The organism is Streptomyces sp. H39-S7, assembly GCF_027158205.1.
Lineage (GTDB): Bacteria > Actinomycetota > Actinomycetes > Streptomycetales > Streptomycetaceae > Actinacidiphila.
The window spans coordinates 117832-132206 of sequence record NZ_JAPVLU010000004.1 but is presented as its reverse complement, the minus strand read 5'-3'; the positions used below and the strand labels follow the sequence as shown (position 1 = coordinate 132206).

The following is a 14375-nucleotide window of genomic DNA, read 5'->3' as shown; positions in this document are numbered from 1 at the left end:
CCGGGGGCTACGCGTCCGCCAGGACCTGCCGCTGGCGGCCCAGGCCGTCGATTTCCAGTTCGACCACGTCCCCCGCCCTCAGATACGGCTTCGGCTCCGGTTGGCCCATTGCCACGCCCGCCGGGGTGCCCGTGTTGATCACGTCGCCCGGGTACAGCGCCATGAACTGGCTGAGGTAGCGGACGACCTCGGCCACCGGGAAGATCTGGTCCGCGGTGGAACCGTTCTGCTTCGGTTCGCCGTTGACCCACAGGCGCAGGCCCAGTGCCTGCGGGTCCGGGATCTCGTCGGCGGTGACGAACCACGGGCCGATGGGGTTGAACGTCTCGCAGTTCTTGCCCTTGTCCCACTGGCCGCCGCGCTCGATCTGGAACTCGCGCTCCGAGACGTCGTGGGAGAGGGCGTAGCCCGCGACCGCGGCCAGCGCCTCCTCGTGGGACGCCGCGTACCGCAGCGGCCGGCCGATGACGATGGCGAGTTCGACCTCCCAGTCTGTCTTCACGCTGCCGCGCGGCACCAGGACGGTGTCGTCGGGCCCGACGACGGTGTCCGGTGCCTTCATGAAGACGATCGGCTCGGCCGGAACCGGCGCGCCCGTCTCCGCGGCGTGGTCGTGATAGTTGAGGCCGATGCAGACGATCTTGCCGATCCGGGCGAGCGGCGGGCCGACGCGCAGTCCGTCGTCCAGCCGGGGCAGGGATCCGTCCGCCGCGGCCGCGGCTATCCGGGCGAGCGCGGCATCGTCGGCGAGAAGTGCGCCGTCGATGTCGGGCACGGTGCCGGACAGGTCGCGCAGGATTCCGTCGCCGTCCAGCAGGGCCGGAGCTTCCGCTCCGGCGGGTCCGACACGCAGCAGTTTCACAGACGTACTCCTGTTGGGCGAGGGTGGTCATCCGATGTCTTGGCAGATCCTCCAATTACTCACGGCCGTCCCGCAAGCCCCCTTTCACGAAGTGGACTTCGCGGCATCCAGTGCCACATGGGGGGCGCGCTGCAGCCAGGCGCGTTCCGCCGCGCTCCACGCGGTGGTGGTGGCCAGATAGAGCCCGGCCGCCAGCGGAAGGTAGGCGGCGGTCAGGAGCGTGCCGAAGGAGAGCAGCGGAAGGATCTTCGCCATCGTGGCGGCGCCGGGAGCGGCACCGGGTGCCGCGGGTATCGCGGCGGCCGCACCCTCCGCCGTGGCCTTCCGCGCCCGCCGGTACGACCAGCCCGCGACGGCCGCGATCACCGCGAAGAGTCCGAGGAAGACGGTCCCGTGCGGCCCGGCGACCCCGCCGTCGGCGAGCGCGTCCGTCCAGCGGTCGCCGAGCGGGGCGCCGAAGAGGGTGTGGTCGAGGAGCTCGCCGCCCGAGGAGAAGACCCGGTACATCAGGAAGAAGACCGGCAGCTGGACGAGCATCGGGACGAAGCCGCCGAAGGGTGAGGCGCCCTCCTTCGCGTAGAGGTCGCCCAGCTCCTTCCGCAGCCGTTCCGGGTGCTTCTTGTGCTTGCGGTTCAGTTCCGCCACCCGCGGCGCCAGGGCGGCCGACGCCTTCTGGCCGCGGGCGGCGGCCCGCGCCAGCGGGTGCAGGGCCAGGCGGACGGCGACGGTGATCGCGACGATGGCCGCCGCGGTCGCGGAAGCGCCCGCCAGCGGGCTGAGCAGGGAGGCGATGGACATGACGAAATGGGCGAACACAGACATGGGGTGAGCCCTCCACGGGGTCTCGTCGAGCCGGAAGAAGTCGGCGTGACGAGCCGCGCGGGCACGGTGGGGGGAGCGGTGCGCCTACGCGGCCGTCGGGACGGGACGGCCGGGCGCTCGGGGGCGCGGGCGGCCCGAGGCATCGGGATCGCACTGGACGAGGAAGGCCGTACGGCGCTCCCGGTCCCGGATCGCCGTACGGATCCGGCCGGGCACCACCGGCCCGGCCCAGGCCGCGGTGACGACGAAGGCGCGGCACAGCAGCGCGGCGGCGACCGTGGTCGCGGCGGCCGCGGCGCTCGGCACCAGACCGGTCTGGGTCAGCAGGACCCCGGACAGGACGAGGAGCAGCGCGCCCACGCAGAGGCGGAACGCGGCGGTGTCGCGTCGCATGTGCTCGCCTCCTCCGTCGGTCCGGATTCCGATGGTAGACCAGCCCCAGGGGGTCGCGGTCGGTGCAGACACGGCCTAGCGCGCCTGGGCCGACTTCAGCCGTCCCCACACCACCAGCCGGTACTTGGAGGTGTATTCGGGAGTACAGGTGGTGAGCGTGATGTACGCGCCGGCGCCGGTCATGCGGGCGCCCGGGTGGACGGCGCTGAACGGCACCGGGGCGATCACGGATCCGTCGGAGGGGTACGTCTGCGGGACGGTCCTCTCCACGACGTAGACGAAACGGCCGGTGGCCGTCTCGACGGTCATGGTGTCGCCGGCCCGCAGCCGGTTGATGTAGCGGAACGGTTCTCCGTGGGTGTTGCGGTGCCCGGCGACGGCGAAGTTCCCGGTCTGGCCGGGCTGCGCGGTCTGCGGGTAGTGGCCGACGTAGCCGTGGTTGAGGATGGCGCCCTTACCGATGCCCTGGGCGACCGGGGCGGTCACCCCGATCGCGGGGATGCGGAGCACGGCGTAGGCCAGGTCGTCCCGTTCGGGTGCTGTCGGCTGCCGCTGAGGGGCCTTGGTCGACGCCTTGTCATCGGATGTATCCATCGTCGGGGCGTCGGTGGGCGCCTGCGCCGGGTCCGGATCGGCCGCCCGCGCGGGGGCCGCCTCCCACTGCCGCTCCAGCGCCGCGACCTCGCGCCGCGCGGACTCGTGCGCCCGCAGGTTCGTCCACCACAACTGGTGCGCCACCAGCAGCAGCACGACGACCCCGAACGTCACGCCGAGTTCGGCGGCGCCCCACAGCGCCCGCCCCAGCGGGGTCCGCCGGGAGCCGCCGCTGCGCAGCAGCCGCCCCCGGGCCTGGACGACGACCCGCGCGGGCCCTGATTTCTGACGCACCGTCATGCGGGTGACGATACGGCCGGTGGACTACCCCGTGAAGAGCTGCGACGCCGTGTAGATCGCGAGCCCCGCCAGCGCGCCCACCACCGTTCCGTTGATCCGGATGAACTGGAGGTCGCGCCCCACATGCGCCTCGATCTTGCGCGACGTCTGGTCGGCGTCCCAGCCGGCCACCGTCTCGGTGATCAGCGACGTGATCTCGTCCCGGTAGGTCGTCACCACATACGTGGCGGCGTCCTCCAGCCAGCCGTCCACCTTCGCCTGCAGGGCGGCGTCGGTCGCCATCCGGGCGCCCAGCGACAGCAGCGACGCCCGGGTCCGCAGCCGCAGCTCGCTGCGCTCGTCCTCGGCGGCGGCCACGACCATGCCGCGGACCGCGGTCCAGGCCGACTCGATCAGGTCCTGCACCTCGCCGCGCGCCAGCAGGTCCTTCTTCAGCCGCTCGACACGCTCCCGGGTGTCCGGATCGGACTGCAGCTCGACGGCGAAGTCCCCGAGGAACCGGTCGACCGCGCCGCGCGCCGGGTGGTCCGGCATGTCCCGCATCTCGGCGGTGAAGCGCACCAGCTCCTTGTAGACCCGCTCGCCGACCTTGCGGTCCACGAACCGGGGCGTCCACCCCGGCGCGCCGCCCTGCACCGCGTCCATCACCGAGTCGCCGTGCTCCACCAGCCACTCGTGCGCCCGCACACAGACCAGGTCGACCACCCGCCGGTGCCCGCCGTCCTCGACGACGCGCTCCAGCATCCTGCCGACGCCCGGCGCCACCTCCTGGCCCTCGGCGCGCCGGGTGATCGCCTCACCGACCACCGCCTGCACGTCGGAGTCCCGCAGCACCTTCAGCACACCGCGCAGCGCCGCCGCGGCCTGCTCCGTCACCTTGTCGGCGTGCTCGGGGTCCGCGAGCCAGCTGCCGAGCCGCGAGCCGATGCCGACGGCCCGCAGCCGGGTCCTGACGACATCCGCCGACAGGAAGTTCTCGCCGACGAAATCGCCCAGGCTGTGCCCCAGGGCGTCCTTCTTCGTCGGGATGATCGCGGTGTGCGGGATCGGCAGTCCCAGCGGGCGGCGGAACAGCGCCGTGACGGCGAACCAGTCCGCCATCGCACCCACCATGCCCGCCTCCGCGGCGGCGGCCACGTACCCCGCCCAGGAACCGGCGCCCTCCGAGTCCGCCCACTTCGCCAGGGCGTACACCACCGTCGCGGCCAGCAGCAGCCCGGTCGCGATCACCTTCATCCGGCGGACCCCACGGCGCCGGCCCTCGTCGGCGACCTCCGCGGCGCTCAGCGCCGCGCCCGGACCGCCCCGCGGACCTTCGGCACCACCGACCGGGCCGTCGCGCCGGCCGCCATCCGGATCGCTCACTACCGCTGCTTCCATCCGCTCCACCCGCGTATCGTCACCGCCACTGCCAACCTGGGAACGAACAACAGGTTCCCCGCGTCCCGGGAAGTCACGCCAGGAACGGCGGACGGCTGCCGACGCCGTCCCGGAACCCCCCAGCGAAGGAGCGAGCCGCGATGACAGCGCAGGACAGGACCGGAGGGCTGCCCGGCTACGCCGGACACTTCGAGGAGCCCGAGGGGTACCTGGACTTCGCGCGCTACGGCCCGCCGTCCCGCGACGTGCTGGACGCCACCGCGCAGGCCCTGGCCGACTCCGCGCGCGCCACCCACAGCACGGTGGACGACCTGATGCGCGCCGAGCCCCGGGCCCGGGAGGCCGCCGCCCGGCTGGCCGGGACCGACCCCGGCCACGTCGTGCTGCTGCCGAACACGTCCACCGGCCTGTTCCACGCCGCCTTCGGCATCACCGGAGGCACCGTCCTCGTTCCGTCGGGCGAGTTCCCCTCCAACCAGTACCCCTGGCGGCGCGCCGCGGAACTCGGCCGGGCCGCACCGCGCCCGCTGGAGCCCGACCAGCGGGGCCTGATCACCCCTGACACCGTCCGCGAAGCCCTGACCGGTCCCGGGGGCGACGACGTGGTGGCCGTCGCGCTGAGCGCCGTGGACTTCCGCACCGGCCAGCGCGCCGACCTCGCCGCGGTCCGCGAGGTGATCGGCGACCGGCTGCTCGTCGTCGACGCCATCCAGGGCTTCGGCATCGCCGACCTGCCCTGGCAGGCCGCGGACGTCGTCGTCACCGGCGGCCAGAAGTGGCTGCGGGCCGGCTGGGGCACCGGCTTCGCCGCCCTGTCCGACCGGGCGCTGGAACGGCTGGAGCCCACCCTCACCGGCTGGACCGGCGTCGAGGACGCGGGAGTCTTTGACGACCGCGAGCACCCGCCCGCCGCCGGCGCCCGGCGGTGGAGCATCACCAACCTGAGCCCCGTCACCGCGGCCGCCCTCGCCGCCGCCCTGGAACTGGTCGAACGGTCCGGGGTGCCCGCCATCGAGGAGCACATCACCACCCGGGTGGCCCAACTCATCGACACCGTTCTGGCCTGCGGCGGCGAGGTGCTCTCCCCCGTCGCCCCCGAGCAGCGCGCCGGCATCGTCTCCTTCCGCGTCCCCGGCACCGACCCGCGCCTCGTCGCCAAGGCGCTGCACGGATACGAGGTCACCCCCACCGTCCGCACGGACTCGCTGCGCCTGTCGGCGCACGCCTCGACGCCACTGGCCGCCGTCGATCGGGTGCACGCCGCCCTCAGCTCACTGCGCTGAACCCCTGGCCGGCTGCGCCGGCACCGTCGAGTACATCCGCGCGATGACGTCCTCGATCGCCGGCTCCCGCACCGCCAGGTCCACCAGCGGATAGCGCGCCGCCAGTTCGGCGACCAGCGGCGCGGCGCTGGCCGCCGCGGGGAACGCTAGCCACTGCCGCGGCCCCTCGACCTTCACGCACCGCGCGCCGGCCACCACCACCGCCGGCACCTCCCGTTCGAAGTCGACGACGAGCGTGCGCTCGCTCTCCCCCACCGCGTGCAGCCCGTCCAGACCGCCGTCGTACATCAGCCGCCCGTGGTCGATGACCATGACCCGCTCGCAGAGCTGCTCGATGTCGGTCAGATCGTGCGTGGTCAGCAGCACGGTCGTGCCCTGCTCGGTGTTGACCGTCCGCAGGAACTCCCGCACCTTCGCCTTGCTGACCACGTCGAGACCGATCGTCGGCTCGTCCAGGTACAGCACCTCCGGATCGTGCAGCAGCGCCGCCGCGATGTCGCCGCGCATCCGCTGCCCCAGCGACAACTGGCGCACCGGCACGTCCAGCAGCGGCCCGAGGTCGAGGAGGTCGACGCAGCGCGCGAGGTTCCTCGCGTACCGCCCGTCCCCGATCCGGTACATCCGCCGCACCAGCTGGTAGGAGTCCTTCAGCGGCAGATCCCACCACAGCGTGGTGCGCTGCCCGAAGACCACCCCGATCCGCCGCGCAAGCTTCGTCCGGTCCCGCGTCGGATCGATCCCCGCGACCCGCACCCGTCCCCCGCTCGGCATCAGGATCCCGGTCAGCATCTTGATGGTGGTGGACTTCCCGGCCCCGTTCGGCCCGATGTACCCGACCATCTCGCCGCGCGGCACCGAGAACGAGATTCCGTCGACCGCCCGCACCTGGTGCCGCTCACGACGCCACCGCCCGGCCTTCCGGCGCACGTCGAAGACCTTCTCCACCGCGTCGACCTGGATGTGCGCGTCGCCACCGTCCACTGTCCCCACCTTCCGTTCCCTCAGCTTCCCGTGCTCCGGTACGACCGCAGGCCCGTCCGCCACGCCAGACCGGCCACCGCGCAGCACACCACGGCCACCAGCGGCGACGCGAAGTCCAGCCACCCCGGCAGCGCCAGCGGATCGTCGCGGCCCAGAATGCGCAGCGCGGGCAGCCAGTTGACGAACGCCAGCGGCACGATGAAGGTGACGCCGCGCACCAGGTCCGTGGCGAAGATCGACGGCGGGTACTGCAGCAGCGTGTTCCCGCCGTACGTGAAGGAGTTCTGCACCTCGGAGGCGTCCCCCGCCCAGAACTGGAAGGCCGCCCCGGCCACGAACACCGCCCCGAAGATCGCACCCCCGCTGAGCAGCATCATCGGCATCATCGCCACCTTCAGCACGGTCCAGTCGATGTCCAGCCGGCTCAGCGACCAGCCCAGCACCAGCAAGCCCTGGGTGATGCGCCCCAGCCGCCGCAGCGCGAACCGGTCGGCGGCCACCTGCGCGAGTACCGGCACCGGGCGCAACAGCAGCGTGTCCAGCGTGCCGTCCCGTACCCGGCGCCCGAGCCGCTCCATGCTGCCCATCGTCAGATCGGCGAGCCCGAAGGCGGTACTGGTCGTCCCGTACAGGAACGCCACCTCGGGCAACGTGAACCCGCCCAACGTCGTGACGTGCGAGAACATCAGCAGAATCGTGGCGAAGTCCAGGCCGGTGGTCGCGAAGTTCCCGAGCGCGGTCATCAGGAACGACGCCCGGTACGCCATCGTGGAGCGCACCCACATCGCGACGATCAACCCGTACGCCCGCAGCCCGTCGACCAGCGGACGCTCTTCGGTGCGCTCTGCGGCGCGCTCCTCGGCGAACGCCAACGCCGCTCCCTCATCCACCCTGCACCACCACCTTCCTGGTCGCCACGGACTGCAGCGCCCGCCCCGCCCCCAGCAGCGCCAGCGCCCAGCCCGCCTGGAAGGCGAACACCCGCACCAGCCCGGTGCCGGTGTGCCGGCCGAGGAAGACATCGGCGGGAATCTGCTGCAGCGCCGCCCACGGCAGGGCCCGCGCCACCTCCCCCAGCCAGCCGGGGAACACCGTCAGCGGCAGCAGCGCGCCGGAGAAGAACATGCTCGCCAACCCGGCGATCTGGCTGACCCCGGCACCGTCGAGCAGCCAGAACGCGCTCAGTACGACGAGATAGCGCAACGCGAAGCTGACGACGACCCCCAGCGCCACCGACACCAGGAACAGCAGCCAGGTCAGCGGGGACGCCGGCAGCGTCAGATCGAAGGCGAGCGAGCCGATCAGCATCGGCACGACGCCCCGGCCCAGCAGATGGAAGGCCGCCCGGCCCAGGTCGGTGGCGAGCCACCACAACTGCAGGTCGGCGGGCCGGTACAGGTCGATCGCCACATCCCCGGTACGCACCCGCTCGATCAACTCGTCCTGGAATCCGCCGCCCATCATCGCCGTGGCCATCAGCAGCGCCTGGCCGATCCACACATACGTCAACGCCTGGGACCGGTCGTACCCGCCCAACCCGGGACGCGCGTCCCACAGCGCGATATAGGTGTAGGCGAGGATGAAACCGAAGACCGTGTTGGTGAAGACGCCCGCGGCCGTCGCCACCCGGTACGTCGCGAACCGCCGGAAGCCGCTCCATGCGACCGCCGCGTACAGCCGAAGGCCGCCCACCGCCCCACGTCCCCTCCGTCAGGGCCCGGACCGGGCCCGGACCCGCACCCGCCGTTCGCGCCAAAGCCGCCGAGCTTAATCGCCCATCGGGGGGAGGTGCCAATGGTTTTCCACCCGTTCGAGTGGCCCGGATCAGCCGTTCGGCCTGTCACAGCCCTGTCACGGGTGCGCGGCGTTGATCGCACAAGCACGGATGATGCGACAGTGTTCAACGGGGCGTACGTAACGATTGACCCAAGATGTTCCGTCGCGGACCAACCCCGGCGGCGGCGGAGGAGTCCTAACAGACATGAGCGACGAGCCGGAGCAGCAGAAAAGCAGTAACGCTTCGCCAGGCTGGGAGCCCCGACCGCCGGCCCTCAACCGCAGGGGACGGCCCAAGCGCACCGGCCTCGGCCGGCTCATCCCGACCTGGCGGATGGTGACCAGCACCGTCATCGTCGTCCTGCTCATCTGCGTCGGCGGGTTCTTCCTCGGCTACGCCCTGGTGCCGATCCCGAACCCCAACGCCGCCGCCACCGCCCAGAGCAACGTCTACTTCTACGCCGACGGCAAGACCGAACTGGCCCGCGACGGCGAGATCAACCGCGAGAACGTCACCCTCGCGCAGATCGCCAGGACCGCCCAGTACGCGGCACTCTCCGCCGAGGACCGCGGCTTTTACCACGAGTCCGCCGTCAGCCCGAAAGCGATGATCCGCGCCGCCTGGAACACCGTCACCGGCAAGGGCAAGCAGTCCGGCTCCACGATCACCCAGCAGTACGTGAAGAACTACTACCTCAACCAGGAGCAGACCGCACTCCGCAAGGTCAAGGAGTTCTTCATCGCGATCAAACTCGATCGCAACGAGACCAAGGACGAAATCCTCGAGGGGTATCTGAACACCAGCTACTTCGGCCGCAACTCGTACGGCATCCAGGCCGCCTCCCGGGCCTACTTCAGCAAGGACGCCGACCAGCTCACCACCGCCGAAGGCGCCTACCTCGCCACCCTCCTCAACGCCCCCAGCGAGTACGACGTCGTCGCCCACCCCCAGAACCGCGCCAAGGCCGAGGCCCGGTGGAACTACGTCCTCGACGGCATGGTGAAGGAAGGCTGGCTCGGCGCCGCCGAACGCGCCGTCACCAAATTCCCCACCCCCGGCAAGCCCAAGCCCGCCGCCAGCAAGTCCGGCCAGCGCGGCTACATCATCGAGGCCGTCAACGACTACCTCGACGACAACAACATCATCGACGCCGAAACCCTGCGCGCCGGCGGCTACCGGATCGTCACCACCATCCAGAAGCCCAAGGAGGACGCCTTCGTCGCCGCCACCAAGAAGAACGTCTACGACCAGCTCGGCACCACCAAGGCCGACAGCTACGTCCGCGCCGGCGGCGCCTCCATCGACCCCGCCACCGGCAAGGTCGTCGCCCTGTACGGCGGCATCGACTACACCAAGCAGTACGTCAACAACGCCACCCGCACCGACTACGCGGTCGGCTCGACGTTCAAGCCCTTCATCTTCGCCTCCGCCGTCCAGAACAACTCCCAGACCCAGGACGACCGCCCGATCACCCCGCGCACCATCTACAACGGCGACAACCGCCGCCCGGTGATCGGCCCCAACGGCCCGGTCGGCTACGCGCCGCCCAACGAGGACGGGCGCAGCTACGGCGACATCACCGTCACCAAGGCGATGGACAAGTCCGTCAACGCGGTCTACGCGCAGATGGCCCAGGACGTCGGGCCCTCCAAGGTCAACGAGACCGTGCGCGCCCTCGGCATGCCCGAGTCCGTGAAGCTGGAGAACGTGCCCTCCATGGCCCTCGGCGTCACCGAGGCCAGCCCCCTCCAGATGGCCCAGACCTACGCGACCCTCGCCAACCACGGCAAGTACATCCCGTACACCCTCGTCGAGAAGATCACCAAGGACAACGGCGACCTCAGCCTCCCCCACCGCGACAGCCGGCAGGCCGTCCCCCGCGAGGCGGCCGACACCACCACGTCCATCCTGCAGAGCGTCGTCGACGGCGGCACCGCCTCCGTCGCCCAGGAGTCCGGCCACACCTCCGCCGCCAAGACCGGCACCATCGACGAGGACCAGGCCGCCTGGTTCGCCGGCTACACGCCGAACCTCGCCACCGTCGTCGCCGTGATGGGCCAGGACCCCGACACCGGCGACCACAAGTCGCTCAACGGCGCCCTGGGAGTCGACCGCGTGAACGGCGGCGGCGCGCCCGGCGAAGTCTGGGCCTCCTACACCGAGGCCGCCCTCAGCGGCACCGAGGACATCGACTTCGACCTCGAACTGCAGGACGGCGCCGCCGCCCCGACCGAGGCCCCCACCACACCACCCACGTCAGCGACACCGTCCACCACCCCGCCCCAGACCCCGTCCAGCCCGCCCTCGCAGACGCCGTCCCAGACCCCGTCCCAGACGCCGTCCGAAACCCCGACGGAGACCCCCACCGACACCCCGCCCCCGACCAGCGGACCCCCGACCCTGCTGCCCAGCGGCGGAGCGGTCGGCGGAGCCGGCGACGGCGGCGGGGACGGCAGGGACGGCGGCCCCGACGGGGGCTGACGTTCCTAATGCCCCGACGTGGCCTTCAGGCCCACGACGGCCACCAGCAGCAGACAGATGAAGAAGATACGGGCGGCGGTCGCCGGCTCACCCAGCACCACCATGCCCAGGACCGCCGCCCCCGCAGCACCGATGCCCACCCACACGCCGTACGCCGTACCGATCGGCAGCGTCTTCGCGGCCTGCGACAACAGCATCATGCTCACCACGATGCCCGCACCCGTGAACACACTCGGCCACAGCCGCGTGAACCCCTCGGTGTACTTCATACCGATCGACCACGCGACCTCGACCAGACCCGCGACGCACAAAAGGACCCATGCCATGACGGCACCTCCATGGTTTCTTGCTTCCAGGGGGTGCGTCGTCTTTGCATGGGTCCCGGTACGGCGCGTCTCGTCGGGCTCCCTCCGACGATAGCAAACTTACAGATAGAGGCCCGTGGAGTCCTCCGAGCCCTGCAACCGCTCGGACGCGACCGCGTGCAGATCCCGCTCGCGCATCAGCACGTACGCGACACCCCGCACCTCGACCTCGGCCCGGTCCTCCGGGTCGTACAGCACCCGGTCCCCGACCTCCACCGTCCGCACGTTCTGGCCCACCGCGACCACCGCCGCCCACGCCAGCCGCCGGCCCACCGCGGCCGTCGCGGGAATGAGGATGCCGCCACCCGAGCGGCGCTCCCCCTCGGAACCTTCGGCCCGCACCAGCACCCGGTCATGCAGCATCCGGATCGGCAGCTTGTCGTGCTCATCCTTGGAACTCACGGCGACGACGTTACCGGCGACGCCGACGGACCGAGAGCCCGGCCACCACAGCGACCAACGCCACCGCGGCCACCGCCACCGGCACCACCCGACCCACCCGCAGCACACCCTCCTCGGACACGAAGTGCCCGCGGGCGTCACTCACCGCGCGATGCGCCGCCACATAAGCCTGGCCCACCGTCCGGTCGACCGCGGAGAAGGCCTTCGCCTTCACATCCCGCGCGACCGTGGTCGGGTGCACCCTTACCGCGATCTCGTCCAGCGTCGCGGCCAGATCCTGCCGCCTACGGGAGATCTCCGCTTCAATCTGAGCGGGAGTCCTGCCTTCCGACACCGCACTGCCTCCAACGCCTAGACCGGTACCGTGACGAACAGTCTGTCAGCCCGACGCGGACCGCGCCCCGTCGGCACCCCGTTTGCGTACCCGGGAGTACCCCGCGTGTACCCGCGTAAGGAGCCCTCACCCATGACCGAACGCCTCCAGCCCGGCGACACCGCCCCCGCCTTCACCCTTCCGGACGCCGACGGCAAGCCCGTCTCCCTCGCCGACCACGCCGGCCGCAAGGTCATCGTCTACTTCTACCCGGCCGCCCTCACCCCCGGCTGCACCAAGCAGGCGTGCGACTTCACCGACAACCTCGACCTGCTCGCGGCCGCCGGCTACGACGTGATCGGCGTCTCCCCCGACAAGCCCGAGAAGCTCGCCAAGTTCCGCGAGAAGGAGTCCCTGAAGGTCACCCTGGTGGGCGATCCGGACAAGAAGGTGCTCGAGGCCTACGCCGCCTTCGGCGAGAAGAAGCTCTACGGCAAGACCGTCACCGGCGTCATCCGCTCCACCGTGATCGTCGGCGCCGACGGCAAGGTCGAACACGCCTTCTACAACGTCAAGGCCACCGGCCACGTCGCCAAGCTCATCAAGGACCTGAAGGTCTGAGCAACCCCCGACGTCCGGAGTGGACCAAGGCCCCGAACCCCGGGGCCTTGGTACCACTCCCGCACGCAGCGCGCAGGAGCCCGCGGACCAGCACCGCCGCCCAGTCCCCCACCCCCCGCTTCCAACCCCCGGGCGCGGCCCGGGGCGTGACCGTCACCCGAATGCCTCGTTAGTACGTACGAGGCTGCGACAGGCAGCCGCACCCAGGGCTCTGCAGCCACCACCGGTGAGCGAGGGATTCCCCGGTAGCGGCTGCAAGGAATCCCCTCCCACCACCCGATCCGGAGGGGGATCCCCATGTCCGTCAGATACACCCACGCGCTCCTGGCCGAGGCCGCCCGCGAAACGACAAGCCTCGACGAAGCCGTCCGGTGGTGCGGAGGCGACCCGACGCCGGGCAGCCGGAGCTACCTCCGCACCAAAATGGCTCAGGCGGGCATCGACATCTCGCACTTCACCACCCGCCGGGTGCGGCACACCGAAGAGATCCTGCGCGAACTGGTCGCCTCCTCACGCAGCGTCGCCGAAGTCGTCCGCCGCCTCGGCATCAACCCGGTCGGCGGCAACCAGGCCCACATCGGCCGCCGCATCATCGCGCTCGGCCTCGACACCTCGCACTTCTCGGCACCCAGCGCGAGCCGCCCGAAACGGCCGACCGGAGACCGACTCGTCCTAGGAACACCGGCAGACGGCAGGATCTCCGGCGAACGGCTGCGCCGGGAACTATCACGCCGCGCGGTCCCGGAGATCTGCACGATGTGTGGCGTCGGCACCGAGTGGAACGGTAAGCCTCTCCGCCTCGAAGTCGACCACGTCGACGGCAGTTGGTGGGACAACCGCCCGGAGAACCTTCGGCTGCTCTGCCCCAACTGCCACGCCGTGACCGACACGTATCGCGGCCGCAAGCGCAGGGCCACGGCATGAGCGGGCACGTCAACTATCCCCGCGACCTGCTGGCCCGGACGGCGCCGATCTCCAGCAGCCTCGTCGATCTGCTGCGCAGGCTGAACGTGCCGCTGAGGAGCGGTCCGTACGGATACCTGCGCGACCGCCTACGGCACTACGGCATCGACACGTCGCACTTCACCGACGAACCACTTCCCGAGCGCGAGCGCCGCGCGTACCCGAGGGTTCTGCTCGAGGAGGCCGCTGCCTGTTGTCACAGCATCCGTGAGATGTTCGAGTTCATGGGCTACCCGCCGAACGACAGTCCGTACAGCCACATCAGGACGAAACTGGACCGCTTCGGAATCGACACCTCGCACTTCACCAGTGGGGTCAGGTATGGCGGAAAGTCCCTCCCGCTCGACCGGCTGGGGCCTGCGGTTGCGAAAGCTGTAAGCCTGGCCGGCGTTCTCCGCCATCTCGGGCTTCCCGACAACGGAGGAAATCGCGCACGCGTGAGGTCCGGCATCGCCGACTACCGTTTGTCGTGCAGGCACTTCACAGGTCAAGGGCACAACCGCGGGAAGGTATCACCGAAACGCCGGTCCGCAGCCGAGGTCCTGCGACACCTTGAGACGGGATCCGGGCGCACGAAGACCACCCTCCTGCGGCGCGCCCTCGACGAAGTCGGCGTGCCCCACCAGTGCGCTGCCTGCGGCGTCGGAGACACCTGGCAGGGCAAGCGGCTCGTGCTGGAGATCGACCACAGCAACGGCGACCGACTGGACAACCGGCCCAAGAACCTGCGCTACTTCTGTCCGTCCTGTCACAGCCAGACAGAGACGTTCGCACGTCCCAAAGCCCTTCGATAACCCCTCCCAGCTCCAGGACCCGAGCCAGTAGAGTGGGCGTCAGC

General features: G+C 70.9%; 16 protein-coding genes and 1 riboswitch. Of the genes, 5 read left to right on the top strand and 11 right to left on the bottom strand.

Annotated elements, in window-relative coordinates; translation table 11 throughout:
• Positions 1–7: 7 nt before the first annotated feature.
• From O3X23_RS05540 to O3X23_RS05520, 5 genes are all read right to left on the bottom strand, one after another.
• Positions 8–862, bottom strand: a complete 855-nt coding sequence (locus O3X23_RS05540) for a fumarylacetoacetate hydrolase family protein (RefSeq protein WP_269269984.1) — start codon at positions 860–862, stop codon at positions 8–10.
• 84 nt (positions 863–946) lie between these two features.
• Complete coding sequence (locus tag O3X23_RS05535; RefSeq protein ID WP_269269983.1) at positions 947–1684, bottom strand: YidC/Oxa1 family membrane protein insertase; 738 nt, start codon at positions 1682–1684, stop codon at positions 947–949.
• Between the two features lie 84 nt (positions 1685–1768).
• A complete protein-coding gene (locus O3X23_RS05530) occupies positions 1769–2077 on the bottom strand; it encodes a DUF6412 domain-containing protein (RefSeq protein WP_269269982.1) in 309 nt (102 codons plus the stop codon).
• 75 nt (positions 2078–2152) lie between these two features.
• Positions 2153–2971: a class E sortase gene (locus tag O3X23_RS05525; RefSeq protein ID WP_269269981.1), complete on the bottom strand. Its 819-nt coding sequence runs from the start codon at positions 2969–2971 to the stop codon at positions 2153–2155.
• A gap of 24 nt (positions 2972–2995) precedes the next feature.
• The gene (locus O3X23_RS05520) at positions 2996–4351 is read right to left on the bottom strand and encodes a DUF445 domain-containing protein (RefSeq protein WP_269269980.1); all 1356 of its coding nucleotides are present in this window, start codon (positions 4349–4351) and stop codon (positions 2996–2998) included.
• A 140-nt stretch (positions 4352–4491) separates the two neighbouring features.
• On the opposite strand from O3X23_RS05520, the gene O3X23_RS05515 reads away from it, so the two are divergent.
• Positions 4492–5634 (top strand): aminotransferase class V-fold PLP-dependent enzyme, encoded by a 1143-nt coding sequence (locus O3X23_RS05515; RefSeq protein ID WP_269269979.1) that lies wholly within the window; start codon positions 4492–4494, stop codon positions 5632–5634.
• On the opposite strand, the gene O3X23_RS05510 is transcribed toward O3X23_RS05515, so the two are convergent.
• From O3X23_RS05510 to O3X23_RS05500, 3 genes are all read right to left on the bottom strand, one after another.
• Positions 5623–6624 carry an ABC transporter ATP-binding protein gene (locus tag O3X23_RS05510; RefSeq protein WP_269269978.1) on the bottom strand — a complete coding sequence of 334 codons (1002 nt, stop codon included), beginning with the start codon at positions 6622–6624 and terminating at the stop codon, positions 5623–5625. The two genes, O3X23_RS05515 and O3X23_RS05510, sit on opposite strands and share 12 nt — an antisense overlap.
• A gap of 11 nt (positions 6625–6635) precedes the next feature.
• A complete protein-coding gene (locus O3X23_RS05505; protein WP_269270097.1) occupies positions 6636–7400 on the bottom strand; it encodes an ABC transporter permease in 765 nt (254 codons plus the stop codon).
• Between the two features lie 97 nt (positions 7401–7497).
• Positions 7498–8307, bottom strand: coding sequence for an ABC transporter permease (locus tag O3X23_RS05500; RefSeq protein WP_269269977.1), 810 nt, complete (start codon positions 8305–8307; stop codon positions 7498–7500).
• A gap of 289 nt (positions 8308–8596) precedes the next feature.
• Here O3X23_RS05500 and O3X23_RS05495 point away from each other — a divergent pair, with 289 nt between their 5' ends.
• Positions 8597–10873 carry a transglycosylase domain-containing protein gene (locus O3X23_RS05495; RefSeq protein ID WP_269269976.1) on the top strand — a complete coding sequence of 759 codons (2277 nt, stop codon included), beginning with the start codon at positions 8597–8599 and terminating at the stop codon, positions 10871–10873.
• A gap of 5 nt (positions 10874–10878) precedes the next feature.
• On the opposite strand, the gene O3X23_RS05490 is transcribed toward O3X23_RS05495, so the two are convergent.
• From O3X23_RS05490 to O3X23_RS05480, 3 genes are all read right to left on the bottom strand, one after another.
• Positions 10879–11199 (bottom strand): DMT family transporter, encoded by a 321-nt coding sequence (locus O3X23_RS05490; RefSeq protein ID WP_269269974.1) that lies wholly within the window; start codon positions 11197–11199, stop codon positions 10879–10881.
• A 32-nt stretch (positions 11200–11231) separates the two neighbouring features.
• Positions 11232–11298: riboswitch (guanidine-III (ykkC-III) riboswitch) on the bottom strand.
• Positions 11299–11601 carry a GroES family chaperonin gene (locus O3X23_RS05485; RefSeq protein WP_250980180.1) on the bottom strand — a complete coding sequence of 101 codons (303 nt, stop codon included), beginning with the start codon at positions 11599–11601 and terminating at the stop codon, positions 11299–11301.
• 49 nt (positions 11602–11650) lie between these two features.
• A complete protein-coding gene (locus O3X23_RS05480; RefSeq protein ID WP_269269973.1) occupies positions 11651–11974 on the bottom strand; it encodes a DUF3618 domain-containing protein in 324 nt (107 codons plus the stop codon).
• Between the two features lie 132 nt (positions 11975–12106).
• Between O3X23_RS05480 and bcp the strand changes: the two genes are divergently transcribed.
• The 3 genes from bcp to O3X23_RS05465 all read left to right on the top strand — a co-directional run bounded on the left by bcp (position 12107) and on the right by O3X23_RS05465 (position 14331).
• The gene (gene bcp / locus O3X23_RS05475; RefSeq protein ID WP_269269972.1) at positions 12107–12574 is read left to right on the top strand and encodes a thioredoxin-dependent thiol peroxidase; all 468 of its coding nucleotides are present in this window, start codon (positions 12107–12109) and stop codon (positions 12572–12574) included.
• Between the two features lie 297 nt (positions 12575–12871).
• The gene (locus O3X23_RS05470; protein WP_269269971.1) at positions 12872–13498 is read left to right on the top strand and encodes an HNH endonuclease signature motif containing protein; all 627 of its coding nucleotides are present in this window, start codon (positions 12872–12874) and stop codon (positions 13496–13498) included.
• The gene (locus tag O3X23_RS05465) at positions 13495–14331 is read left to right on the top strand and encodes an HNH endonuclease (protein WP_269269970.1); all 837 of its coding nucleotides are present in this window, start codon (positions 13495–13497) and stop codon (positions 14329–14331) included. The genes O3X23_RS05470 and O3X23_RS05465 overlap by 4 nt, the downstream gene beginning before the upstream one ends.
• Positions 14332–14375 lie beyond the last annotated feature (44 nt).

Coding starts and splice junctions, on each gene's coding strand:
- O3X23_RS05535 (WP_269269983.1), bottom strand. CDS start 1,684: ATGTCTGTGTTCGCCCATTTCGTCATGTCCATCGCCTCCCTGCTCAGC.
- O3X23_RS05530 (WP_269269982.1), bottom strand. CDS start 2,077: ATGCGACGCGACACCGCCGCGTTCCGCCTCTGCGTGGGCGCGCTGCTC.
- O3X23_RS05525 (WP_269269981.1), bottom strand. CDS start 2,971: ATGACGGTGCGTCAGAAATCAGGGCCCGCGCGGGTCGTCGTCCAGGCC.
- O3X23_RS05520 (WP_269269980.1), bottom strand. CDS start 4,351: ATGGAAGCAGCGGTAGTGAGCGATCCGGATGGCGGCCGGCGCGACGGC.
- O3X23_RS05515 (WP_269269979.1), top strand. CDS start 4,492: ATGACAGCGCAGGACAGGACCGGAGGGCTGCCCGGCTACGCCGGACAC.
- O3X23_RS05505 (WP_269270097.1), bottom strand. CDS start 7,400: ATGTGGGTGCGCTCCACGATGGCGTACCGGGCGTCGTTCCTGATGACC.
- O3X23_RS05495 (WP_269269976.1), top strand. CDS start 8,597: ATGAGCGACGAGCCGGAGCAGCAGAAAAGCAGTAACGCTTCGCCAGGC.
- O3X23_RS05490 (WP_269269974.1), bottom strand. CDS start 11,199: ATGGCATGGGTCCTTTTGTGCGTCGCGGGTCTGGTCGAGGTCGCGTGG.
- O3X23_RS05485 (WP_250980180.1), bottom strand. CDS start 11,601: ATGCTGCATGACCGGGTGCTGGTGCGGGCCGAAGGTTCCGAGGGGGAG.
- bcp (WP_269269972.1), top strand. CDS start 12,107: ATGACCGAACGCCTCCAGCCCGGCGACACCGCCCCCGCCTTCACCCTT.
- O3X23_RS05470 (WP_269269971.1), top strand. CDS start 12,872: ATGTCCGTCAGATACACCCACGCGCTCCTGGCCGAGGCCGCCCGCGAA.
- O3X23_RS05465 (WP_269269970.1), top strand. CDS start 13,495: ATGAGCGGGCACGTCAACTATCCCCGCGACCTGCTGGCCCGGACGGCG.